General features: G+C 71.0%; 23 protein-coding genes. 16 read left to right on the plus strand and 7 right to left on the minus strand.

Annotation, left to right across the window (positions count from 1 at the left end; genetic code table 11):
• The first annotated feature begins 37 nt into the window (after positions 1-37).
• From AB0I04_RS09685 to AB0I04_RS09710, 6 genes are all read left to right on the plus strand, one after another.
• A complete protein-coding gene (locus AB0I04_RS09685; RefSeq protein ID WP_360881547.1) occupies positions 38-997 on the plus strand; it encodes an ABC transporter permease in 960 nt (319 codons plus the stop codon).
• Positions 997-2,991 carry a dipeptide/oligopeptide/nickel ABC transporter permease/ATP-binding protein gene (locus AB0I04_RS09690; RefSeq protein ID WP_360881549.1) on the plus strand — a complete coding sequence of 665 codons (1,995 nt, stop codon included), beginning with the start codon at positions 997-999 and terminating at the stop codon, positions 2,989-2,991. The genes AB0I04_RS09685 and AB0I04_RS09690 overlap by 1 nt, the downstream gene beginning before the upstream one ends.
• Positions 2,988-3,995 carry an ABC transporter ATP-binding protein gene (locus AB0I04_RS09695; protein WP_360881551.1) on the plus strand — a complete coding sequence of 336 codons (1,008 nt, stop codon included), beginning with the start codon at positions 2,988-2,990 and terminating at the stop codon, positions 3,993-3,995. Before AB0I04_RS09690 ends, AB0I04_RS09695 begins: the two co-directional genes overlap by 4 nt.
• A 96-nt stretch (positions 3,996-4,091) precedes the next feature.
• Positions 4,092-5,018 (plus strand): dihydrodipicolinate synthase family protein, encoded by a 927-nt coding sequence (locus AB0I04_RS09700; RefSeq protein WP_360881553.1) that lies wholly within the window; start codon positions 4,092-4,094, stop codon positions 5,016-5,018.
• A gap of 237 nt (positions 5,019-5,255) precedes the next feature.
• Positions 5,256-6,545 (plus strand): cytochrome P450, encoded by a 1,290-nt coding sequence (locus AB0I04_RS09705; RefSeq protein WP_360881555.1) that lies wholly within the window; start codon positions 5,256-5,258, stop codon positions 6,543-6,545.
• A 284-nt stretch (positions 6,546-6,829) separates the two neighbouring features.
• Positions 6,830-7,510: a LysR family transcriptional regulator substrate-binding protein gene (locus tag AB0I04_RS09710; RefSeq protein ID WP_360881557.1), complete on the plus strand. Its 681-nt coding sequence runs from the start codon at positions 6,830-6,832 to the stop codon at positions 7,508-7,510.
• Between the two features lie 4 nt (positions 7,511-7,514).
• Here the strand turns inward: AB0I04_RS09710 and AB0I04_RS09715 are convergent, their stop codons facing one another.
• Positions 7,515-7,754 (minus strand): hypothetical protein, encoded by a 240-nt coding sequence (locus AB0I04_RS09715; RefSeq protein ID WP_360881559.1) that lies wholly within the window; start codon positions 7,752-7,754, stop codon positions 7,515-7,517.
• Between the two features lie 76 nt (positions 7,755-7,830).
• On the minus strand, positions 7,831-8,400 hold the full coding sequence (locus AB0I04_RS09720) for a TetR/AcrR family transcriptional regulator (protein ID WP_360881561.1): 570 nt from the start codon (positions 8,398-8,400) through the stop codon (positions 7,831-7,833).
• A gap of 124 nt (positions 8,401-8,524) precedes the next feature.
• Here AB0I04_RS09720 and AB0I04_RS09725 point away from each other — a divergent pair, with 124 nt between their 5' ends.
• From AB0I04_RS09725 to AB0I04_RS09740, 4 genes are all read left to right on the plus strand, one after another.
• Positions 8,525-9,688 (plus strand): epoxide hydrolase family protein, encoded by a 1,164-nt coding sequence (locus tag AB0I04_RS09725; protein WP_360881563.1) that lies wholly within the window; start codon positions 8,525-8,527, stop codon positions 9,686-9,688.
• A 122-nt stretch (positions 9,689-9,810) separates the two neighbouring features.
• Complete coding sequence (locus AB0I04_RS09730) at positions 9,811-10,968, plus strand: BTAD domain-containing putative transcriptional regulator (RefSeq protein WP_360881565.1); 1,158 nt, start codon at positions 9,811-9,813, stop codon at positions 10,966-10,968.
• A gap of 11 nt (positions 10,969-10,979) precedes the next feature.
• The gene (locus AB0I04_RS09735; protein WP_360881567.1) at positions 10,980-11,552 is read left to right on the plus strand and encodes a hypothetical protein; all 573 of its coding nucleotides are present in this window, start codon (positions 10,980-10,982) and stop codon (positions 11,550-11,552) included.
• The gene (locus tag AB0I04_RS09740) at positions 11,531-11,716 is read left to right on the plus strand and encodes a hypothetical protein (RefSeq protein ID WP_360881569.1); all 186 of its coding nucleotides are present in this window, start codon (positions 11,531-11,533) and stop codon (positions 11,714-11,716) included. The genes AB0I04_RS09735 and AB0I04_RS09740 overlap by 22 nt, the downstream gene beginning before the upstream one ends.
• A gap of 174 nt (positions 11,717-11,890) precedes the next feature.
• On the opposite strand, the gene AB0I04_RS09745 is transcribed toward AB0I04_RS09740, so the two are convergent.
• On the minus strand, positions 11,891-12,454 hold the full coding sequence (locus AB0I04_RS09745) for a helix-turn-helix domain-containing protein (protein ID WP_360881571.1): 564 nt from the start codon (positions 12,452-12,454) through the stop codon (positions 11,891-11,893).
• Between the two features lie 76 nt (positions 12,455-12,530).
• Here AB0I04_RS09745 and AB0I04_RS09750 point away from each other — a divergent pair, with 76 nt between their 5' ends.
• On the plus strand, positions 12,531-13,808 hold the full coding sequence (locus AB0I04_RS09750; RefSeq protein ID WP_360881573.1) for an FAD-dependent monooxygenase: 1,278 nt from the start codon (positions 12,531-12,533) through the stop codon (positions 13,806-13,808).
• Positions 13,809-13,935: 127 nt separating this feature from the next.
• On the opposite strand, the gene AB0I04_RS09755 is transcribed toward AB0I04_RS09750, so the two are convergent.
• Both AB0I04_RS09755 and AB0I04_RS09760 read right to left on the minus strand, forming a co-directional pair.
• Positions 13,936-14,556, minus strand: a complete 621-nt coding sequence (locus AB0I04_RS09755; RefSeq protein ID WP_360881575.1) for a GNAT family N-acetyltransferase — start codon at positions 14,554-14,556, stop codon at positions 13,936-13,938.
• Between the two features lie 171 nt (positions 14,557-14,727).
• Positions 14,728-15,534, minus strand: a complete 807-nt coding sequence (locus AB0I04_RS09760; RefSeq protein ID WP_360881577.1) for a hypothetical protein — start codon at positions 15,532-15,534, stop codon at positions 14,728-14,730.
• Between the two features lie 194 nt (positions 15,535-15,728).
• On the opposite strand from AB0I04_RS09760, the gene AB0I04_RS09765 reads away from it, so the two are divergent.
• The 5 genes from AB0I04_RS09765 (at position 15,729) to AB0I04_RS09785 (ending at position 19,927) form a co-directional block, all read left to right on the plus strand.
• The gene (locus AB0I04_RS09765) at positions 15,729-16,958 is read left to right on the plus strand and encodes a cytochrome P450 (protein WP_360881579.1); all 1,230 of its coding nucleotides are present in this window, start codon (positions 15,729-15,731) and stop codon (positions 16,956-16,958) included.
• A 60-nt stretch (positions 16,959-17,018) separates the two neighbouring features.
• The gene (locus AB0I04_RS09770) at positions 17,019-17,684 is read left to right on the plus strand and encodes a class II aldolase/adducin family protein (protein WP_360881581.1); all 666 of its coding nucleotides are present in this window, start codon (positions 17,019-17,021) and stop codon (positions 17,682-17,684) included.
• On the plus strand, positions 17,684-18,625 hold the full coding sequence (locus tag AB0I04_RS09775) for a PfkB family carbohydrate kinase (protein ID WP_360881583.1): 942 nt from the start codon (positions 17,684-17,686) through the stop codon (positions 18,623-18,625). Before AB0I04_RS09770 ends, AB0I04_RS09775 begins: the two co-directional genes overlap by 1 nt.
• A gap of 89 nt (positions 18,626-18,714) precedes the next feature.
• Positions 18,715-19,533 carry a class I SAM-dependent methyltransferase gene (locus AB0I04_RS09780; protein ID WP_360881585.1) on the plus strand — a complete coding sequence of 273 codons (819 nt, stop codon included), beginning with the start codon at positions 18,715-18,717 and terminating at the stop codon, positions 19,531-19,533.
• A gap of 118 nt (positions 19,534-19,651) precedes the next feature.
• A complete protein-coding gene (locus AB0I04_RS09785) occupies positions 19,652-19,927 on the plus strand; it encodes an isoamylase early set domain-containing protein (RefSeq protein ID WP_360881587.1) in 276 nt (91 codons plus the stop codon).
• Between the two features lie 118 nt (positions 19,928-20,045).
• Here AB0I04_RS09785 and AB0I04_RS09790 read toward each other — a convergent pair whose 3' ends face one another.
• Together AB0I04_RS09790 and AB0I04_RS09795 are read right to left on the minus strand one after the other, a co-directional pair.
• Positions 20,046-21,245: an MFS transporter gene (locus AB0I04_RS09790; RefSeq protein ID WP_360881589.1), complete on the minus strand. Its 1,200-nt coding sequence runs from the start codon at positions 21,243-21,245 to the stop codon at positions 20,046-20,048.
• Between the two features lie 270 nt (positions 21,246-21,515).
• The gene (locus AB0I04_RS09795) at positions 21,516-22,349 is read right to left on the minus strand and encodes an alpha/beta hydrolase (protein WP_360881591.1); all 834 of its coding nucleotides are present in this window, start codon (positions 22,347-22,349) and stop codon (positions 21,516-21,518) included.
• Positions 22,350-22,647: the final 298 nt, after the last annotated feature.

Genomic DNA, 22,647 nt, shown 5'->3' on the forward strand with positions numbered 1-22,647 from the left:
TTCACCCCTCGATCCGACTCTTCCCAGGAGGCACCCGGTGGCAGTCATCGCCAGAATGCTGGTGCGCCGCGTCCTCATCCTGATCCCGCTGTTGCTGGGCGTCGTCCTGTTCGTCTTCATCGTCATGCGGTTCTCCGACAGCAAGCCGGAGTACGCCTACTTCGAAGGCTCGAACCCGACACCCGCGCAGGTCCACCAGTTCAAGGTGGACAACGGCCTGCTGGATCCGCTGCCCGTCCGGTACGTGCGGTTCGTCGGCCAGCTGGTGCGGGGCGACATGGGCACGAGCGTGCTGACGAAGGCGCCCGTACGCGACTCGGTGGCGACGGCGCTGCCGCTCACATTGCAGCTGACCCTGCTCGGCGTGGTGATCGCCATCGTGCTGTCGCTGATCTTCGGGATCACCGGGGCGATCTTCCGGGACCGCTGGCCCGACCAGCTCATCCGGGTCGTGTCGTTGATCGGCCTCGCGGCCCCGGCGTTCTGGATCGCGCTGCTGATGATCCAGTACCTGGCGGTCGAGCGCGGCTGGTTCCCGACCAGCGGTTACGTCAACCCGGCCGACTCCTTCACCGGCTGGCTGAAGTCGATGACGCTCCCCGCGCTGTCGCTGTCGCTGCCGCAGGCCGCCTACCTGACGCGGATCATCCGCACGTCGATGGTCGAGGAACTCGACAAGGACTACGTGCGGACCGCCATCGGCAGCGGCCTGCCCCCGATCGTCGTCGTCGGCCGCAACGTCCTGCGCAACGCGCTGGTCAACCCGCTGACCGTCCTGGGCCTGCGGGTCGGCTACCTGCTCGGCGGCGCGGTGGTCATCGAGACCATCTACTCGCTGCCCGGCATGGGCCAGCTCATGATCACCGCGGTGCGCAACGGCGATCCGGCCGTGGTCCAGGGCGTCGTCCTCACGATCGCGACCGGGTTCGTGGTGGTGAACCTCGTCGTCGACGTCCTCTACCTGCTCGTCAACCCCCGACTCAGGAGCGCGACCTGATGCGCAACGGCCTGGCGAAACGTCTGTCCCAGGGAGGCGTCGGCTTCCGGCGGCTGGGCGTGCTCTCGTGGATCGCCCTCGGCGTCGTCGTGGTGATCGTCCTCGCCGCCGTCTTCGCCCCGGTGCTGGCGCCGCACTCCCCGTACGTCCAGGAGACGGCGGGCGGCGGCCCGAGCGGGTCGCACTGGATGGGTCTGGACAGTTCCAACCGCGACATCTTCTCCCGGCTGCTGTACGGCGCGCGCTGGTCCCTCATCATCGGCCTGGGCGCCACCGGGATCGCGCTGGTGGCCGGTGCGCTGCTCGGTTCCATCGCCGCGACCTCGCGGCGGGCGGTCGACGAGACGATCATGCGCGTCCTCGACGTGATCATGGCGTTCCCGGGCATCGCGCTCGCCGCCGTGCTCGTCGCGGTGTTCGGCGGCAGCATCCCCGTGCTGGTGTTCGCCCTGGCCTTCCTCAACGCGCCGGCGGTGGCCCGCGTGGTCCGCGGCAACGTCCTGTCGCAGTACGGCGAGGACTACGTCGCGGCCGAGCGCGTCATCGGCGCCCGCACCCCGCACATCCTGCTCCGGCACGTCGCCATCAACTGCGCCGCGCCGATCCTGGTCTTCTGCACCGTGATGGTCGCCGACGTCATCGTCTTCGAGGCGTCGCTGTCGTTCATCGGCGCGGGCGTACGGCCGCCGGACCCGTCGTGGGGCAGCGTCATCGCCGACGGCAAGAACATGGTCCTGCTCGGCGGCTGGTGGGCCACCGTCTTTCCCGGTCTGGTCATCCTCCTGACGGTGCTCGCGCTGAACATCCTCGCCGAGGGCATCTCCGACGCCTGGGCCACTCCGGCGGCGCGCCGCCGCGACGCCGGCGGCAAGAAGGACGACGTCGACGCGCTCGAGCAGGCCACCCCCGGGTCCGGCGAGGTCACCCCGCTGTCCGGCCTCGCCGAGGCGGCGGCGCGCCTGGCCGAACGGGCCCGCCCCCTGCCCAAGGGCGAGCCGATCCTCGCGGTGGAGAACCTCGCGATCGGCTTCGACGACCAGCACGACGGCGTCGACATCGTCGACGGGATCTCCTTCGACGTACGGCCCGGGGAGGTGCTCGGCCTCGTCGGCGAGTCCGGCAGCGGCAAGTCCCTGACCGCGCTGACCATCATGGGCCTGCAGCCGCGCGGCGCGCGGGTGCGCGGGCAGGTCCGGTTCGACCACAAAGACCTCCTCGCCCTCGGCCGGTCGGCCCGGCGGCGGCTGCTCGGCCACGACATGGCGATGATCTACCAGGACGCGCTGTCGTCGCTGAACCCGGCCATGACCATCAAGGCGCAGCTCAAGCAGGTCGTCCGGCGGGGTGGCCGGCGCAGCCCGGCGGAGCTGCTGGAGCTGGTGGGCCTGGACCCGGCGCGCACGCTCCGGTCCTACCCGCACGAGCTTTCCGGTGGGCAGCGGCAGCGCGTGCTCATCGCGATGGCCCTGTCCCGCGACCCGAAGCTCATCATCGCGGACGAGCCGACGACGGCCCTGGACGTCACCGTGCAGGCGCAGGTCATCCAGCTGCTGCTGAGGCTGCGCGAAGAGCTGGGCTTCGCCCTCATCCTCGTCTCTCACGACCTGGCCCTGGTCTCCGACGTCACCGACCGGGTCGTGGTGATGTACGGCGGGCAGATCGTCGAGACCGGCGTGACCTCCACCCTGGTCGGCGCGCCCGCGCACCACTACACCCGGGGCCTGCTCGGCTCGGTGCTGTCCCTGGAGTACGGGGCCGAGCGCCTCACCCAGATCCGCGGCGTGGTGCCCTCCCCCGCCGACTTCCCGGCCGGCTGCCGGTTCTCCGACCGGTGCCCGATGGCGACCGACGTCTGCCGCACGGAGACACCTCGTCTCGACGGCCAGGGACTCCGTCACTCGGCCGCCTGCCACCATCCGGCGATCGACCTCGCCGGCTCCATGTCCGCCGCCGGCACGGGCGCCCCGCCGGCCGGCCCCGAGGAGGCACGTTGACCGCCGACGAGACCCTCGTCGAACTCTCCGACGTCCACGTGGTGCACAAGGCGCGCACCGGCGGCCTGTTCACCCGCGACCGCGTCTACGCGCTGACCGGCGCGGACCTGACCGTCCGCCCCGGCGAGACGGTGGGCGTCGTCGGCGAGTCCGGCTGCGGCAAGTCCACCCTCGCCAAGGTCCTCGTCGGCCTGCAGCAGCCCACGTCCGGCACGGTCTCCTTCGGCGGCAAGGGCATCTGGTCGATGTCCGCGTCCGAGCGCCGCGGGGCGATCGGGTCGACGACCGGCATGGTCTTCCAGGACCCGTCGACCGCGCTCAACCGCCGACTGCCGATCCGGCGGATCCTGCGCGACCCGCTCGACGTGCACGGCGCGGGCACCGCTCGCGAACGCGACGAACGCGTCCGTGAGCTGATCGACCTCGTCGGCCTGCCGAGGAGCGTGGCCGACCTGCTGCCCGGCCAGATCTCCGGCGGTCAGCGGCAGCGAGTCGCGATCGCCCGCGCCCTGGCGCTGCGGCCGAAGCTGCTGATCGCCGACGAGCCGACCAGCGCTCTGGACGTCTCCGTACGAGCGCAGATCCTCAACCTGCTGCTCGACCTGAAGCAGCGGTTCGACCTCGCCATGGTCTTCGTCTCGCACGACATCCAGACCGTGCGGCGGATGAGCGACCGGGTCGTGACGATGTACCTCGGCCGGATCGTCGAGCAGACCCCGGCCGACGCCGTCCCCGGGCGCGCCCGCCACCCGTACACCCGCGCGCTGTTCTCCGCCACGCCTGGCCTGCTCTCGCCGATCGACCCGATCCCGCTGATCGGGCCGGTGCCGTCGGCGACCCGGCCGCCGAGCGGCTGCCCGTTCCGTACGCGCTGCTGGCGGGCCGACGACGTCTGCGCCGCCGAGATGCCGGCCGCGGAGATCGACGGCGGGGAGCACCTGTTCCGCTGCCACCACCCGGTTCCGGCCGGAGCGACCGACCGCGAGCTGATCGGCGAGGTCTAGACACGCCCTAGCCGTTCCTCGCATCCGCGAGCCGACCGGTCGAAGTCCTGACCGTTCCTCGCACCCGTCCATTGACCCGGTATTGAAGGGAAATCGATGACCACCGCCACCACGCTGTCCGGCGTCATCCCCCCGGTGTGCACCCCGCTGACCCCCGAGTACGAGGTCGACACCGCTTCGTTGACGCGGCTGGTGGATCACCTGCTGGACGGCGGGGTCGACGGCCTGTTCGTCCTGGGATCGTCATCGGAGGTGGCCTTCCTGACCGACGGGCACCGGAAGGTCGTGCTGGACACCGTGCTCGGCCACGTCGCCGGACGGGTCCCCGTGCTGGCCGGCGTCATCGACATGACCACACCGCGCGTGCTCGACCATGTGAGAGTCGCGGTCGAGGCGGGCGCCGACGCCCTCGTCGCCACCGCGCCCTTCTACACCCGCACCCACCCCGCCGAGATCGCTCTGCACTTCCGGATGATCGCCGAGGCCGGTCTCCCGCTGTACGCCTACGACCTGCCGGCGTCCGTGCACAGCAAGCTCGAGGCCGACCTCGTGCTGGAGCTGGCCGCCGAAGGCGCGCTCGCCGGGCTCAAGGACTCCAGCGGCAACGACGCCGCGCTGCGCGAGGTGATCCTCGGCCGCCGGGACCGCGGCCTGCCGTCGTTCTCGGTCCTGACCGGTTCGGAGCTGACGGTCGACTCGGCGCTGGCGATGGGCGCGGACGGCGTCGTCCCCGGGCTGGGCAACGTCGACCCGCACGGCTACGTACGGCTGTACCGCGCGGCGTCGGCGGGCGACTGGGCGGCGGCCCGAACCGAGCAGGAGCGGCTGTTCCGCCTGTTCGGGCTGGTGAACGCCGGTGGTCCGCACATGGGCCGCGGGTCCTCGGCGCTGGGGGCGTTCAAGGCCGCGCTGCACCTGCGGGGCGTCATCGACCACCCGACCACCGCGCTGCCGCAGATCCCCCTGGGCGACGAAGAGATCGCCGTGGTCGGCAAGTACCTCGCCGAGGCCGCCCTCCTGTAATCGAAGTCGAGACGGGGAACGGGCGTGGGCGTTGACAGCGGCGGAGCCAGATCCGATGCTCGCCTCACAAACGCCCGTTCCTCGATCGGCGTGCCCATTATTCGGGCATGAGAGCTGGGGGTCTGAATCCGTGTCCGTCGCCCTGCCCCATGACCTGTGCGGCTCCGGGCCGCACCGCTACGCCACGGACGAGACGCCGCTCGCCCTCGTCTCCGCGGTCGAGCGCTTCCTGGCCGCATGACGCCCGGGCGAGAGGCCGGGACGCCCGCGGACCTCGACGTGTTCGACCCGCGCGGCTACGCGCGGGGCGTCCCGCACGAGACGTACCGTCGCCTGCGGGACGAGGACCCGGTGCACTGGCAGGAGGAGCACGAGGTCGGCGGCTGGCCGGCCGGGCCGGGCTTCTGGGCCGTGACCCGGCACGCGGACGTGGCCCACGTGCTGCGCACTCCCGCCGAGTACAGCTCCTGGATCGGGGCGACGCAGATCCGCGACCCGGACCCCGCCGACCTCCCGTTCATCCGGCAGATGATGCTCAACCTCGATCCGCCGGAGCACGGCCGGCTGCGGCGCATCGCCGCCAGGGTGTTCACGCCCCGCCGGGTCGAGCGGTTCGCGGCCGACGTCGAGCGGCGCGCCCGCCTGCTCGTCGACGGCATCGCCGAACGCGGCGAATGCGACCTGCCGGTCGACGTCACCGACGAGTATCCGATCCAGAATCTCGCGGACCTGCTCGGCATCCCGGAGGAGGACCGCGGCTGGATCCTGGAGTGGACGAACCGCGTCATCGGCTACCAGGATCCCGAGCACGGCGGGGCCGCCCACGGGCCGGACGGCGCACCGGTCAACCCGCGGTCCCCGGCGGCGCTCCGCGACATGTTCGAGTACGCCCACGCGCTCGCCGCGGTCAAGCGCCGGAACCCGGCGGACGACCTGATGACGGCCCTCGCCACGGCCGAGGTGGACGGCCGGGGCCTCACCGACCCCGAGCTGTCGATGTTCTTCTTCCTCCTGGTGATCGCCGGCAACGACACCGTACGCTCCGGCCTGCCCGGCGGCGTCATGGCGCTACTGGACCATCCGGACCAGCACCGGCGCCTCCTCGGCCACCCCGAGCTGCTCGACTCCGCGATCGAGGAGATGCTGCGCTGGCATCCGCCCGTGCTCAGCTTCCGGCGCACCGCCGCGCGGGACACCGCGCTCGCGGGACGCCCGATCGCCGCGGGCGACAAGGTGGTGGTGTTCCACGCCTCCGCCAACCGCGACGAGCGGAGATTCGCCGAACCGACGCGGTTCGACATCGCGCGACGCCCGAACGACCACGTGGCGTTCGGCGACGGCCCGCACGTGTGCCTCGGCGCGCACTTCGCCCGCCTGCAACTGCGGATCTTCTACCGGGAGTTCCTCTGGCGGCTGCCGGACCTGGAGGCCGCCGGCCCGCCCGCCCGTCTGGTCTCCAACTTCATCGCCGGAATCAAGCACCTGCCCGTCCGCTTCACTCCCGTTCGCCGGAGCGACGCCCGATGACCGACCGACGGCACCACCGCCCAGACCCACCCGACCGCCCGAGTGCCGGGTCACCCGGCCCGCCCGCGCCCGAACCGACCGACCGGTCCGACCCGCCCATCCCCGAACAGACCGCCGGGGCACCCGGCCCGCCCGTCCCCGAACCGACCGGCCGGTCCGGCCCGCCCGCCGCACCTTGGAGAAGCACCTCGGGGTGCAGCTGTTCACCCGCGCCCCGAGCGGGGTGACGGTGGCAGGGCGGGCTTTCCTCGCGGAGGCGAAAATCGCGACGACCGCATCCCGGCGTGCCATCATGGCCGCACCGCGCCGCCGACGGGGAACTGGCAGGCGAACTCATCATGGCTGTCCACATGGGCCTGGGAGCACGCCAGCTGCCCCAGGTATTGGGGCAGCTGCGCAATCGCCACCCGAAACTGCAAGTGACTCTCCACGAGGAGCCCGATCCCGCGGACATGGAACGACTGGTCCGCCAGGGAACCCTCGACATGATCCTCGTGCACCGCTTCCCCGCCGGGTGCACCTTCGACATTCACACTCTGGGCGAGGAAACCTACGTCGCCGTCCTGCCGAAGGGGCACCCGTTTCTCTCGGACGGCACCGCCCTGCGCCTGAAAGACCTGGCGTCAGAGGGGTGGATCCGGTTCCGGCACGCCAGCCTGCTCGACGACTACCTCGCCCGCCTGCTCGCCAACGCGGGCCTCAGCCCGCACACGGTGGCCCGAGCGTCTCAGATTTCCACTGCGGTGCGGCTCGTGGCGCAGGGCTTGGGCGTCACTGTGGTCCCGGCCTCGGCCATCCCCGAAGGCTTCGAAGAACTGGCCTGCCCGCTAATGCCCTCCCTGACCGAACCCGTCCTCGTCGGCGTGCGGCGCAATCCGGGTTCGGCAGAGACGGCCATGCTCGACCATCTCAACCAGCAGAACTGGTGCGGTACAAGCCTCCTCTGCCAGCCCGCAACTGTTTGAGCGTTCACCACCGCTCAGCCTTTTGACCTGCCGATACGGGGTTCAGAAACAGGCACTCATGCCCGAGCACACCGCCGCCGACCGAGAGGACGTCCCCACCCTGGAACTGCCGGTCACCCTCGACATGCCCGGCAAGGTCGCCGGCTTCCTCCGCGCCACCGAGCTGGAGCCCGCCGAACGGGCCGCGCTCGACTACGGCGTGACCGTACGACGCGGCGACATCGTCGCGATCAACTGTTCTCACCGGATTCTTGGCGGGGTGCGGTGTCGATGTCGTGTCCGGAGCAGGACGATCCGCGGCTCGGCTCGAGTGCTGCGGGTCAGGGCTGGTCGCCCACGAGAGCGATTGCGCGCGTCTCGGGAACTCCGAGCATCAGCAGGCTCGTGATCGTCGCTGCTCGGGCGCCGAGGGTCCCGTTCGACAGGTCGCTGTCCGCGATGGCGAACACGACGCCGTAGGCAACCTGGCTCAGAATGCCTGCCGGCAGGTGCTGTGCGAACACGTCGGTGTCCTGGCCACGTTTCACGAGGTCGGCGAGAAGCTTGTCGACTGGCCCGAGCAGGCCGTGGATCGCCTCGCCGTACTCGCCACGGCGCAGCGCCAGCAGCACTCGGTACCGGTGCGCCACCGGCCAGAGGCGGGCGATGAATTCGGCCCACGCCGCGTCCGCTTCTGCGTCGGAGGCGTTGACTTCGGTGAGCACGGCTGTCATCTCGGTGACGGCCCGTTCCGTGAGTGTCCGAACCAGGTCGAGGCGCGAGGGGAAATGGCCATAGACGGTGCGACGGACGACGCCGGCAGCGGAGGCGATGTCGCCCATGCCGGCGTCGGGGTTCTCTCCCAGCACGTCGAGGGCGACGTCGAGGATGCGATCGCGTGTCTCGTTCAAGCGCACACGGGAGGACTCGGTGGGCACGACACCATTGTTGCACACCAGTGTGCAGTGAAGTAGATTGCACACTGGTGTGCAACGGAGAGTTGTGCTGTGCTTCGAAGCCCAGGAGAAGAAGGCAATGACCGCACCGACGCCGCCGACCTCGGCCCTCGTCCGCCCGTTCACCGTCTCGATCCCGGATTCGGAGATCGACGACGTGAAGCAGCGACTGGCCAGAACTCGATGGCCGGATCCGGAAACGGTGGGCGACTGGTCGCAAGGGGTTCGCGTAGAGAACGCCAGATCTCTGGTCGACTACTGGGAGCGCGGCTACGACTGGCGGCGCTTCAAGTCCGGGCTCAATCGCTTCCCCCAGTTCCTGACCGAGATCGATGGGCTGGACATCCACTTCATCCACGTCAGGTCCAAGAATCCCAACGCGATGCCGCTGATACTCACGCACGGGTGGCCGGGCTCGATCGTCGAGTTCCTGAAGCTGATCGGCCCGCTGACCGATCCGGTTTCGTTCGGAGGAGACGCCGCCGACTCATTCGACGTCGTCGTCCCGTCGCTCCCCGGGTTCGGGTTCTCCCAGAAGCCCACAGAGACCGGGTGGACTGTATCGCGCATCGCAAGCGCGTGGGTGGAGCTGATGAAGCGTCTCGGCTACACGAGATGGGCCGCGCAAGGCGGCGATTGGGGTGCCGTCGTCACCACCGCCCTCGGTGCCATGCAACCTGAGGGGCTTCTCGGAATTCATCTGAACACCCAGTACGCCTTTCCCGCACAGATACCCGACACCTTGTCGCCCGAACAGCGCTACGCCGTGGAGACCCTCGCCCTCTACACCGGCGATCTCGGTGGGTCGAACCACCTTCAGCGCACGAAGCCGGAGACTGTCGGATTCGCTCTGGCGGACTCTCCCGCTGGTCAGGCAGCCTGGATCTACGAGAAGTTCCAGTCCAAGACCGACAACCACGGGCTCGCCGAGGACGCCCTGAGCATGGACGACATGCTCGACGCGATATCCCTCTACTGGTTCACCAACAGCGCAGCGTCGTCCGGCCGCATCTACTGGGAGAACAAATCGGCTACTCTCGCCGGCCCAAAGCTGACGCTTCCGGTCGCGGTGACCGTCTTCCCGAGGGACATCCCACGCCTGCCACGAAGCTGGATCGAAGACACCTACAGCAATCTGATCCACTACGGCGAGGCCGACAAGGGCGGGCACTTCGCGGCCTTGGAACAGCCCGAGATCCTGGTCAGCGAAATCCGCACCGGCCTGCGCACCCTTCGTTCCTGACGCCAACGCAGCGGGGCCGTCCGGAGTCGCCGCGGCCGTACGGGCAGCCGCTTCCGTACAAGCGCGCCGCGACGGTTCCCACGGAGCGCGGGGCGGGGCCCTCCGGGGTTATCGTGCGGCTCATGCGCTTTGGGATGCTCGGTCCCCTCTCCGTGTGGACCGACGACGGCCGCCCCGTCCCGGTGCCCGGCTTGAAGGTCCGGGCGCTGCTGGCCGACCTGCTGGTGCACGCGGGACGTCCGGTCCCCGCCGACCGGCTGATCGACGATCTCTGGGGCGACCGGCTGCCCGGGAACCCCGCCGGAGCGCTCTCGGCCAAGGTCTCCCAGCTGCGGCGGGTCCTAGAGGATGCCGAGCCCGGCGCGCGGACGCTCGTGGTGTCCCGGCCGGCCGGATACCTCCTCCAGGTCGACGACGACCGGCTGGACGCACACCGGTTCCGGTCGCTCATCCGCCGGGCACGCGACGCCGCCGAGCCGGCCGCGGCGGCGGCCCTGGCGGACGCCCTGGCCCTGTGGCGGGGTCCGGCGCTCGCCGACTTCGCCGATGAGCCGTTCGCGCAGGCGACCGTCGCGCGGCTGACGGAGCAGTGGCTCACCGCCTTGGAAGAGCACGCCGAGGTCCGTCTCGCCCTCGGCGAGCACGGCGCGCTGGTCGGTGAGCTCGGCCACCTGCTGAGCGCGCATCCGCTGCGGGAGCGGCTGCGCGCCACGCACATGCGCGCCCTGTACCGCAGTGGGCGGCAGAGCGAAGCCCTCGACAGCTATGACCGGCTGCGCACCGAGCTGGCCGACGAGCTCGGACTGGATCCGACTCCGGAGCTGGTCGCCCTGCACCAGGCGATCCTCGAGCATGACCCCGCGCTGGACGCCCCTGCCGCCGGGGCTCCCGCCCGGCCGCGGACGAATCTGCACGCGCCCACGACCGCGCTGATCGGCCGCGACGACGCCCTCGCCGCGGTCACCGACCGGCTGGCCACCGACCGGCTGGTGACGCTCACCGGCCCGGGTGGTGTCGGGAAGACGCGGCTGGCGGTCGAGGCCGCCGCCCGGCTGGTGGACGACGGCCCCGACGGTGCCTGGCTCGTCGAACTGGCGGGCCTTTCCGGGTCTTCGGTGTCGGCGGTCGTCCCGGTGGACGCGCCGGCCGACGCGGTGATGCGCGTCCTCGACATCCGCGACGCCGCGGGCGAGGGCGGACCCGTCGCGCCGGTCGACCGCCTCGCCGACGCCCTGTCGGCGCGGCGGCTGCTGCTGGTACTGGACAACTGCGAGGGCTAGACAGTGATCCGGTGCCCGCCCTCGGGCTCGACAGTGATCCGGCGCCTGCCCCGCAGCAGGCGCGGCGTCGTGCCACGGCGCTGGCCTGGCGCGCCGGCATGGCCCTCCTGCAGGGCGACCACACCGGCTGGGCCGCCCGCCGGCAGGCGGCGCTGCGGCTCTTCGAGGAGGCCGACGCGCCGGCCGCGTTGGCCCGGGCCCAGTGGTTCCTGGCCTTCACCGCGGGCGAGGTCGAGGATCCCGCAGCCGGTGCGGAACTGCTCGACCAGGCCCTCAAGGGTTTCGATGCGGTCGGCGACCAGTGGGGCCGGGCCGCGCCCCTCATCCTCCGGGCCAAGTACGCGCACGCCCATGGGGACCCCGCCCTGCTGGAGAGCGAGGTCGAGCGGGCGGCGCACCTGTTCGCCGAGGTCGGCGACCGCTGGGGACAGTTGCAGGCCGCCGAGTGGCTCGGCACCCTGGCGGAGCTGACCGGCGACCACGAACGCGCGGACCGCCTCCAGCGCCGGGCCTCGCCGGTCACCCCACGCCGGCCGCCCGTCTCCTGGGCACGGCGGCCGCGGTGCGCCGGTCGTCCGGCCTGACCGCCGGCCCCGTCGAGCGCGACGACATCGACCGCGCCACGGCCCGCATCCGCGCCGCGCTGCCGGAGGCGGCGTTCACCGCCGCGTACGACGAGGGCGGTGCCACGTCACCGACCGACTGCCTCAAGGAGATCGCCCGGCTGGCCGGCGCCGGACGGCCGTGAGGCGGCCGGCGCCCGCACCCCGCCCGGAATCCACCATTCACCGACCAGGCTCCTTTCGACCGCCCGGTGGACGAGGTCCCGATCGCCTACCTGCCCGGCGACGCCGTACGCATCCGCGTCAAGGCCGTCGGCGGCCTGCGGATCGACGAGCGGCACATCGAGGACGGGGCATGATTACGCCCTTCGCCGGGCTTCGCGCTGCGGCTCGATGCCCAGGGCCGCGCAGGCGCCGTCCACGGCCGCCCGGCAGAGCTCGTCCTTCGGCATGTCGGCGAACTGGAGCGTGCAGTCCTGGAGGCCGCCGAAGGCGATCACGGCCCGGGTGGCCTGCTCCAGCGTGGGTTCGGAGCCGTACAGCAGCTTCACCAGCCGCCCGCGCCAGTCCAGCACGAGGTCGATCAGGCCTAGGTCGGCGAGCGTGGTCAGCTCGCTGAGCATGAGCACGATCTCTCTGCGGTGGCGGTAGTGGAAGTCGAAGTAGGCCTCCAGCAGGGCGCGGGGCTCGACCTCGTCCAGCGCCTCCTGGTCCGCCAGGAACGCCTCTTCCTCGTCGATGATCGGCTGCACGATGCTGCGGACCAGTTCCTCGCGTGAGGAGAAGTGGTAGTAGAGCGCCGGCTTGGTGATGCCCAGCCGGTCGGCGATCTCCTGCAGGCTGGTCCGCTGCACACCCTGCTTCGCGAAGAGCTCGCGGGCGACCTCCTGGATCCGCCGCTTGGTGTCAGAGGGACGAGGCACGCCGCCAGCCTATCTGACTTAACGATAGGTAAGTAACCGCGTATACTTACCTATCGTTAAGTAAGGAGGCATGCTCATGCGGATTCTCATCTCCGGCGCCAGCATCGCCGGTCCGGTGCTGGCGTACTGGCTCACCAGGCACGGCTTCTCCGTCACCGTCGTCGAGCGCGCGCCCGCTCTGCGCAAGACCGGCGGCCACGCCGTCGACCTGTTCCGGCCCGCGATGAACATCTCGGAGAAGATGGGCGTGCTCCCGCGCGTCGAGGAGCGGGCCACCGGCACGAACCGGATGACCCTCTACCGGGAGGGCGCACGGCGTCCCGTCCGGGCGGACCTCTCCAAGATCTTCAGCGCCACCTCCGACCGGCACGTCGAGATCATGCGCGACGACCTGAGCGAGATCTACCACAACGCCACGCGCGACGACGTCGAGTACGTCTTCGGCGACTCGATCGCCGCGATCTCGCCCGACGGCGAGGTGCGGTTCGAGAACGCCGCGCCGCGCCGGTTCGACCTCGTCGTCGGCGCGGACGGGCTGCACTCCACCGTGCGTCGCCTCGTCTTCGGCGACGAGTCCCGCTTCAGCGCCTTCATCGGGGCCTACCTCGGGGTGCTGACCCTGCCCAACACCGCCGGCCTCGACGGCGAGCTCCTCATCCATGTCGGCGTCGGCCGCACTGCCGGCATGTACGGCGCGCGGCACCTCGGCGACGCGCGGGCGTTGTTCCTGTTCCGGAGCGAGCGCGAGCTCGACTACCACTACCGGGACGTGCCCCGGCAGAAGGAGCTGCTGCGCGGTGCGTTCGACGGCATGCACGCCGACGTGGACCGCTGGCTGGACGAGCTCGACCGCACCCCGGCGTTCTACTTCGACTCGATCACTCAGCTCCGCATGGACACCTGGTCGCGAGGGAGGGTGACGCTCGTCGGCGACGCGGGCTACTGCCCCGGCCCGGCCGTCGGCGGCAGCACCAGCCTGGCCGTCGTCGGCGCGTACGTCCTCGCCGGGGAGCTGGCACGGGCTGGCGGCGACCACGAACGTGCTTTCCCCGCCTACGAGCGCGCGATGGCGGAGTACGTGCGTGGCAGCCGCGCGGTCGCGCTGAGCGCGGCGAAGACCCTGATCCCCACGTCCCGCCTCGGCGTGTCCGGACTGGTCCAGGGAGCCCGCCTGATCTCCGCCCTGCCCGCGGGGCCCAGCCGCGCCCTCGTCCGCCTCACCACCAAGAGCGCACGCCTCTACGATTCCATGACCGTCGACGACTACTCGCCGTCGCCCACCGCATCAGGAGGCCGGGCCGGCCTCGCGGGCGACCCCGGAGGCGGCCTCGGGAGCGGGATCGGGGTGGAGTGAGGAGTGCTCGCCGCCCTGCTGCCGGTCCGGCCTCGTTCTTGGCTTGCCGGAAGCATTCTTCGAACCGCCGCACCCCTCCTGGCCTTCGCCGCGATCCCGGGAACGGACAGCGCCTCGTGGTCGTGCGTCAGTCCCAGGTCATGTTGATCTCGCGTTCGAAGTTGACGTATCCGGCGCGCTGGAAGGCGTCGGCCATGGGCGTGTTGCCGAGGTCCGTCGAAGCCCGGATGCGGGGGGCGTTCTCGGTGGCGAGGATGCGGGTGCCTTCGGCGAGGATGTCGTCGATATAGCCGTTGCCGCGGTGTTCGGGCAGCACCGCGATGTAGGCGATGATCGGGTTGTACGCGTTGTAGGCCGGGATCACGAAGCCGACGGGTTCCCCACCGGGCAGGGTGGCGACGCGCCACCAGTCTCGGGGGCTGGTGTAGCGCGCGAGCTCGTCCTCGTAGTGGTGGCTCGCGGCCTGGTGGGGTGACATGCGGGTCAGGTCGTCGCGGCCGTGGGCGTCCAGTGTCCCGTCCAGGACCGAGACCATGAGGCCGAGGAGTTCCGCACTGTCGTGAGGGGTGCGGAAGGCGAGACGGCCGCTCAGTTCGGGAAGCAGGGTCCCGGGGCGCCATTCCAGGCGGAGCCGCTCGACGAACAGCCGGGCGCCGGTGCGCTCCAGGATCGTCATGCGCTCTTGGACGGCGCGGCCGGTGGCGGCGCCGTCGCGCCAGTCGGGCGGGATCCTGTCCGCTGCCGGCAACCGGATATCGCGCACCGGCTCCCGGCTCGTCGGGCGAGCGCGCCCGCGGTCCGGGATCCGCGCCAACCTCCGGTGAGCGCCCGCGGTCCGGGATCCGCACCGACCTCCGGTGAGCGCGCCCGCGGTCCGGGGTCCGCGCCGTCCTCGGATGAGCGCGTCCGGGCTCGCGGCTCATGCCGTCCGTGGTTCGGCCGTCCGGACTGCCTGGCCGAGCAGCGCCAGCGCGCGGGCCGTCTCGGTGGCGGTGAAGGGCAGCCCTGGCCGGTGCAGGCGGATCCGGTCCCCCGACGGCGCGGTCAGGGACAGGGTCTCGCGACCGTCGTGGTCGCCGGTGTCGGGGACGAAGCGCGCCTCCAGCAGTGCCGCGAGGGCGACCGGCAGCCGATCCGGATCCTCAGCGGCCCAGGACGCCAGCAGGAGGGCGCGGGTGACCGGGTCGACCAGTTCGCGCATGGTGGCCGGGCGGGCCCGTACCGACCGGCCGCCCGCCGCGGTCAGCGCCTCGACCAGTGTCTCGGCCTGTACGGGCTCGGGCAGCTGGACGTGGAGTTCGTCGACGGTGCCGTCGGTGTCGGGCTGGGTGCTGAGCGACATGATGTTGCCGCCGATCGCGGCGGTCGCGGCGGCCAGCGCCGCCAGTTGCCCCGGTGTCTCCCGTACCCGCGCCCGTACGCGCCACAGGCGGGCGGCCGGGACCACGGTCTCCGACACGGGTCGGGATCCAGTCGTGTGACGCCGGTGGGTGAGCCAGATGTGCGCCGACACGATCGCGCACAGGACGCCACCGAGCGCGATCAGCATCAGCGCGCCGGACTCGCGGTGGCCCAGCGCCGTGGAGAACAGGTGGGCGATGCCCGCCGCCACGAACAGCGCCGCGAACTCGACGGCCTCGCGCCGCCAGGCTCGCGTGCCGTGGCCGTGAGGGGCACCGACGCCCGGATGGTCGATCGAGCGGCCTTTCCTGAGCTTCAGTCCCATGCCGACCACTCTGGGGAACCCTCGTTGCGTCGCGTGATCGCCGCTGTGACGCCGCGGTAACCGGAACCGCCTTTTTGTATACGGGCGGAAAAACCCGACGAACACGGCTCGCCCGGCTCCGGTGACAGATACATCGACCGTGACTTACCGTGGGCGTCAGTAGATCCGCTGACGTCGATCTCGGGGCGGTGGCCATGACGTACGGTGCGGACCTCGCGCGGCTCGACTTCTGGGCACGGCCCCCAGCCGAGCGTCATCAGGTGTTCGCGAAGCTGCGGGCGGCCGGGGAGCCGGTGTTCGTCGAATATCCCCGACCCGGACAGCCGGTGGACGGCTTCTACGCCCTCACCCGCCACGCCGAGATCCTCGAGGCCAGCCGGAACCCTCAGGTTTTCAGTTCCGAGCCGACCGCGACGAGTCTCGACGACCCGCCGTCCGAGCTGCGCGACTACGTCGGCTCCATGATCAGCCTGGACGATCCGCGGCACGCGCGGATGCGCCGCATCGTCTCGCGCGCCTTCACGCCCAGGATGGTCAAGAAGTTCGAGGACGACGTCGCCCTGATCGCCGCTCAGATCGTCGACGGCCTGGCCGAGCGCGGCCCCTGCGACTTCGTCACCGACGTGGCGATGCCGCTGCCGCTCACGATCATCTGCGCGATGATGGGGATCCCGGAGTCGGCGTACGGCGACGTCATCGACGCGACCAACGTCATCATCGCGATAGGCGACCCCGACTATGTGGGGCCCGACGGGCAGGACCGGGTCTCGGTGCTCATGGAGAAGTTCTCCTTCCTGCACGCCCTGATGGGAGAGCTCGCCCAGGCCCGGCGGGCGCAGCCGTCCGACGACCTGGTCACCGCGCTCGTCCACGCCGACGTCGACGGAGAGTTCCTCACCGAGCGCGAGCTTGGGAAGTTCTTCGGGCTCCTCGTGGTCGCCGGCAACGAGACGACCCGCACCGCGCTGTCCCACGCGCTCGCGCTGTTCACCGACCACCCCGACCAGCGGGCGCTGCTCCTGGACGATCTGGAGGCCCGCCTGCCGGCGGCCGTCGAGGAGGTCGTCCGGTACGCCACGCCGGTCACCTGGATGCGCCGCACCGTCACCCGCGACGTGGAGCTTCTCGGGCACACCTACCGGGCCGGGGAACGCGTCGTCCTCTACTACAACTCGGCCAACCGGGACGAGGCCGTCTTCGACCGCCCCAATGTCTTCGACATCACCCGTACGCCCAATCCGCATGTCGGGTTCGGCGGGCCGGGTCCCCACTTCTGCCTCGGCGCGCACCTAGCCCGGCGTGAGATCACGGTGCTGCTGCGGGAGCTGTTCACCCGGCTTCCCGGCATCCACACCACCGCCCCGCCGGTCCGGCAGCGTACGAGCTTCGTGAACGGGATCAACCGGCTGCCCTGTGCGTTCTGACCTCCACCACTAGAAACTGAACGTGACTTTCATTCATGTTCAGCATTAGCCTTCGGTGCCATGGCGGACCTGGAACGGCAGCGACGCTCGGTGGCCGCGGCATGCCACGACCTCGCCCGCGAAGGGCTGCTCATCGGTACGGCGGGCAACGTGAGCGTGCGCTCGGGTGAGCACATCGCCGTCTCCGCGACCGGCGTCGTCCTCGGGCATGCCACGCCGGATCAGGTGACCGTGGTGGATCCGGACGGCGATGTGGTCGCCGGTGACCTCGAGCCGACCTCCGAGCTCGAACTACACCTCGGCGTCTACGAGCGGTACGGCGCGGGCGCGGTGGTACACACGCACTCGCCGCAGGCCACGGCGCTGTCCCTGGTCCTGGACGAGCTCCCGTGCGTGCACTATCAGCAGTTGCAGCTCGGCGGATCCGTACGGGTGGCGCCGTTCGCCGTCTTCGGCACCTCGGAACTCGCGGAGCTGGTGCTGACGGCACTGGAGGGCAGGTCGGCGGCTCTCATGGCCAACCACGGTGCGATCGCGCACGGCCCGACGCCGGCCAAGGCGGTGGAGAACGCGCTCCTGCTCGAGTGGGCGTGCGGCGTCTACCTCCGCGCCGCCACGATCGGCACGCCCCGGGCACTGAGCACCGACCAGCAGGCCGCCGTGATCACGGCGGCGCTGAACCGCGGCTACGGCCGGACCCGGCGGATCGACAAGGAGAACGCCTGATGACGCAGACGATCATCACCCTCGGCGCGCACGTGTTCGACGTGCAGGTCCGTCCGGTCGAGGCGATCCCGGAAGGGCAGGGCGCGGCACTCGTCGATCAGATCCGCTTCAGCCCGGCGGGAACGGCCGCGGGAACCGCGGTCACCCTGGCCAAGCTCGGTGCGACGGTCCGCACCGCCGGGGCGGTCGGCGCCGACCCGATCGGCGACCTGCTGCTGACCATGCTCGCCCGGTACGGGATCGACACGTCGCTGGTGGTGCGCCGCGACACCGTGCAGACCTCGGCGTCGGTGCTGCCGATCCGCCCGGACGGCAGCAGGCCCGCCTTCCACGTCCTGGGCGCGAACATCGCCTACGGCAGCGACGACGCCCCGTACGCCGACATCGCCTCCGCCACCCACCTCCACCTGGGCGCGCCCGAACTCATGGGCGGCGAGAACGCGGCGAAGATCCTCGCCGCCGCGCGGTCGGCGGGCGTGGTCACCTCCGCCGACCTGCTCGCCCCCGGCGATCCTGGGTTCCTCGACACGATCGCACCCGCGCTGCCGGGCCTGGACCACCTGCTGCCCAATGACGAGCAGGTCCTCGGCCTCACCGGCGCCGCCACGCTCGAGGACGGCGCTCGCGCGCTGCTGGACCGGGGTGTCGGCTGCGTCGCGGTCACCCGGGGAGCGCGCGGCGCGCTGGTGATGACCGCCGACGAGACCCTCGAAGTGCCGGCGTTCGCCGTCGAGGTCGTCGACACCACCGGCTGCGGCGACGCGTTCTCGGCCGGGTTCCTGCGCGGCGTCGGCCTCGGCCGTCCGCTGCGGGAGGCCGCCGTGCTCGGCTGCGCGGCCGCGGCGCTGGTGGCTCAGGGGCTCGGCAGCGACCACGGGGAGTTCGACCTCGCCGCGGCCGACGCGTTCGCCGCACACGCCCGCCCCCTGAACGTGCATTGAGACACTTTCAAAGTTTCACTAATCTGTGAATTCAATGTAGGTTCTGAACCGTACCCGCTGTCAAGGTCGGTGAAGGGACGGGACCTGCCGTGACGACCGAGAAGATCGCCCTGTCCGGCGTGCAGGAGACGATGCTGGCGACGCTGTACGGCAAGGCGATGGAGAGCCGGTCCGCGGAGCCGATCCTCGTCGACGAGCAGGCCGAGCGGGCGGTCGACCGGATCGACTACGACTTCTCCCGCCTGAAGGTGACCCGGAACACGGCCGTCTCCGCCGCCGTCCGCTCGCGGTACCTCGACGACTGGGCGCGGAGCGCCCTGGCGGAACTTCCCGATGCGACCGTGCTGCACCTGGGCTGCGGCCTGGACTCCCGGGTGTACCGGCTGGATCCGCCGCGGACGGTCCGCTGGTACGACGTCGACTATCCCGATGTGATCGCGCTGCGGCGCCGCCTGTACCCGGAGCGGCCCGGCTACCACCTGATCGCGTCCTCCGTGACCGACCCGGGCTGGCTGGCGGAGGTGCCCGCCGACGGGTTCGCGGTGGTCATCGCCGAAGGGCTCACGATGTACCTCACCCGGGAGGAGACCAGGGTCCTCTTCGAGCGGGTGACGCACCACCTGCCCGGGGGCGTGCTCATGTTCGACGCGTGGAACTCACTCGGTATGCGGGCCGGTGCCCGCCAGGGGGTAATCAAGGCGTCCGGGGCGAAACTGGGCGGGTGGGGCATCGACCACCCTCACGACGTGGAGGCCCTCGTGCCCGGCCTGGCGTTCGTCGCCGAGCAGACGTTCTTCGACATCCCGGAACTCGACCGGTACGGCCGGCCGACCCGGCTGGCCTGCCGCGCGATGAACCACATCCCGGCGATCCGGAACATGGGACGGCTCCTGCGGTACCGCTTCTGACCCGCCCGGCGCGACCTGCGTGAATTCTGGGTTACACGCCGTGTCGTCCGGTCCGCCCGACTCCGGCCGCGCCCAAGCTGGGACCGATCTCACGGTCCCCCCTCCACGAGGAGCCCCGATGCTCAGGCGCTCACGGCTTTTCGGCCGCAAGACCCGCGTCACGTTCAGCCTCCCCCACGACCTACCCGACGGCGTCGTCAGCGTGGTCGGCGACTTCAACGGCTGGGAGCCCGGTCGTCACGAGCTCGTCCGGCGACGCAACGGCACGCGTAGCGTCTCGGTGACCCTCTCCCCCGGCGTCCACCGGTTCCGCTACCTGGCCACGGGCGGCGTGTGGTTCGACGACGACACCGCCGACCGCACCGACGAGCACGGCTGCCTGATCGAGGTCTGACCCGTCCCGTCATCCGCGCACCGCGTCGAGCACGACCCCCGGGCAGCCGGTCCGGCTGCCCGGGGGTCGTCGTCGTCTCCCAATGGTCCGCCGAGTATTCCAGCCGGAGATCGTAGGTTCATGGGTCCGGGGACTTCGATGCCGTGGAAGGCCACCGTGCCGAGAGGAGGGCCACGACGAGGTTGGTGCCGACCAGCAGCGCAAGGGCCGTTCGCAAGGCGGTGGCGTCGGCGATACCGCCGATGAGGGCGGGGCTGAGGATGAAGGCGCTGTAGCCGGCCGCGGTGGTCGTCGCCACCGCCTCCCCGGAACGGCCGGGTGCGCCGCGTCCGGCGAGCGACAGCGCGGTCGGGACGATCGGGGCGACGGCCAGGCCCGTAAGCAGCAGACCCGCGATCGCCGAAGCGGCCCCCGGCGCGCCGACGGCGCAGGCGATTCCCGCGGAGGCGAGGAGCCCGGCGCCGAGCAGTACCCGGCGTTCTCCCCATCGCCGCAGCAGGCGGGCGGCGAGGAGCCGGCCGAGGAGCGATGCCAGGTGGTAGCCGCCGATGCCCATTCCGGTGAGCGCGATGCTGGAGGAACGAGCCTGCCGCAGGTAGATCGCCAGGAAGCTCTCCAGCGCGCCGTCTCCGAAGAAGGTCACCGTCACCACGGCGATGGCGAGCCCGACCGCCGGGATACGCCATACGCCTTGCTTCCGGTGACCGGGATTCTCGCCGCGCCCGGCCTCCCGCCACGGCGGCAGGGACGCTCTGCGCACTGTCAGGCCTGCTGCGGCGAGGACACCCGCGAGGAGGAGGTAGACGACGTGAAACCCGATGCCGATCGAAAGCAGCGATGCGCTGAGGGCGGCGCCCAGCAGCGCCCCGAGACTGAACCCGGCATGCAGCCCGGTCATGGCCTGGCGGTCGTAGGTCCGCTCGTAGTCGGCGCCGACCGTGTTGGCGCCGAGGTCGATGAAGCTCACCATCAGGCCGTACATGACGAACACCGCGACCAGCGTGTCGGCTGAAACGACCCACCCGAGCAGCACGAAGGCCGCCGCTGTTCCGGTGAGTCCGGTGAGGATGATCGGGCGGCGCCCGACCCGGTCGACGAGACGTCCGCCACCGAACAGGGTGATGACCCCGGCGGTCGCGGCGGCCGTCACCGCCATGCCCAGGGTGCCGGGCTTCAGGCGCAGGGCGGACGCCAGCTCGGCCAGCTGAACGGCCCAGACGCCGACGTGGAAGCCCAGGACCAGGAAGAGGCCGGCGGCGAGAAGGTAATGGCGTTGCCGCGTGGACAGGCGGTGACGCGAGACAGGAGGAAACGACAAGGATGACTCCAGCAAGGAGGCGGGACGGATACCGCGTCCAGGCAGCACGAAACGGCCGGTGATACACCGGCCGCGCCGTCATCGAGAAGAGCGGACGCGCGGGCTCACCGCGCGCGGGCTGTCTCCCCCTCGCCCAGCTCTCCGTCTTGTTGCCGAGTCACGAGCCGCACCTTAGCCGACTGATCCGCCGGCGCAACCGGTTATCGCGCCGCTCACCCGCTACGCGCACCACGCCCTGCGGGCGGCTCGACGCGGTACGGAGAAGGCCGGCTAACGCACGGAGCAGATCGCGGATCCGATCACGGACGTCACGGCGTGCGGGTGCGATACGAGGGTCAGGTGAGAGCCGCCGTGGAACTCGGTGATCTTCGAGTGCGCCCGGCGGGCCATGGACCGCTCCGAGGCCGGCGTGATGATCCGGTCGCCGGTGCTGATGAAGTACCAGGACGGGATCGTCTTCCACGCCGCGGCCTTCGACGGCGTCGTGAACGCGCTGGTCGAGGCGGCTCGCTGGGAGGCCCACAGGCGTACGGCGGTGTCCTGCGGCAGGTCCGAGGCGAACGAATGGACGAAGACGTTCTGCTTGAGATAGAGGTCGGTCGCTCCGTGGGGTGCTCCCGGGTAGGACACCTTGTCGTAGAGGGTGGCCGCGTCCTTGTCGAGGTCGGAGCCGGAGCCGCTGAGCCCGCCGGTGGTCTCCCCGATGTCCGGCGCCGCGGCGTCGACGTACACGAGGGCCTTGACGTTCGGCACGCCCGCGGCCGCGTTCGTGATCACCGAGCCTCCGTACGAGTGCCCGACGAGCACGATCGGGCCGGAGATGGTCTTCAGGAAGTAGGCGACGGTCGCGGCGTCGCTGGTCAGGTTCCGCAGCGGATTTGCTATGGCCCGCGCGTCATAGCCTGCTCGCCGCAGAGCGTCCACCTCGCCGTTCCAACTCGACGTGTCGGCCCAGGCTCCGTGGATCAGGACGACCGTCGGCCTGGACCGGGCCGGCTGCCGACAGGGCAGCGGCGGGATCGCAGAGGTGGATGACGCTCGTACCGTCGTGGCCGCCTGGGCGTTGACCGTCGCCCACGTAGCGACCACGGTGAACGCTGCCACGAATGTGATCATTTTCCCGCCGGGCGAACGTCTCATTTGTCCCGTCATCAGGGCGTGATGCCTCGAACGACGGCGCGATTAACTCAAGGAGGCCTAAAGCGCCAGCGGCCCGGGTCCCGCTCGATCAACCGGCGGGCCGTGGCCGGTGTCGTCGCCCGCCGATCCGCTCGATCAACCGGCGGGCCGTCGCCGGTCTCCTCACCCGCCGATCCGCTCGATCAACCGGCGGGCCGTCGCCGGTCTCCTCACCCGCCGATCCGCTCGATCAACCGGCGGGCCGTCGCCGGTCTCCTCACCG

Origin of the sequence: Actinoallomurus sp. NPDC050550 (assembly GCF_040655075.1) — a bacterium.
Classification (GTDB): domain Bacteria; phylum Actinomycetota; class Actinomycetes; order Streptosporangiales; family Streptosporangiaceae; genus Actinoallomurus.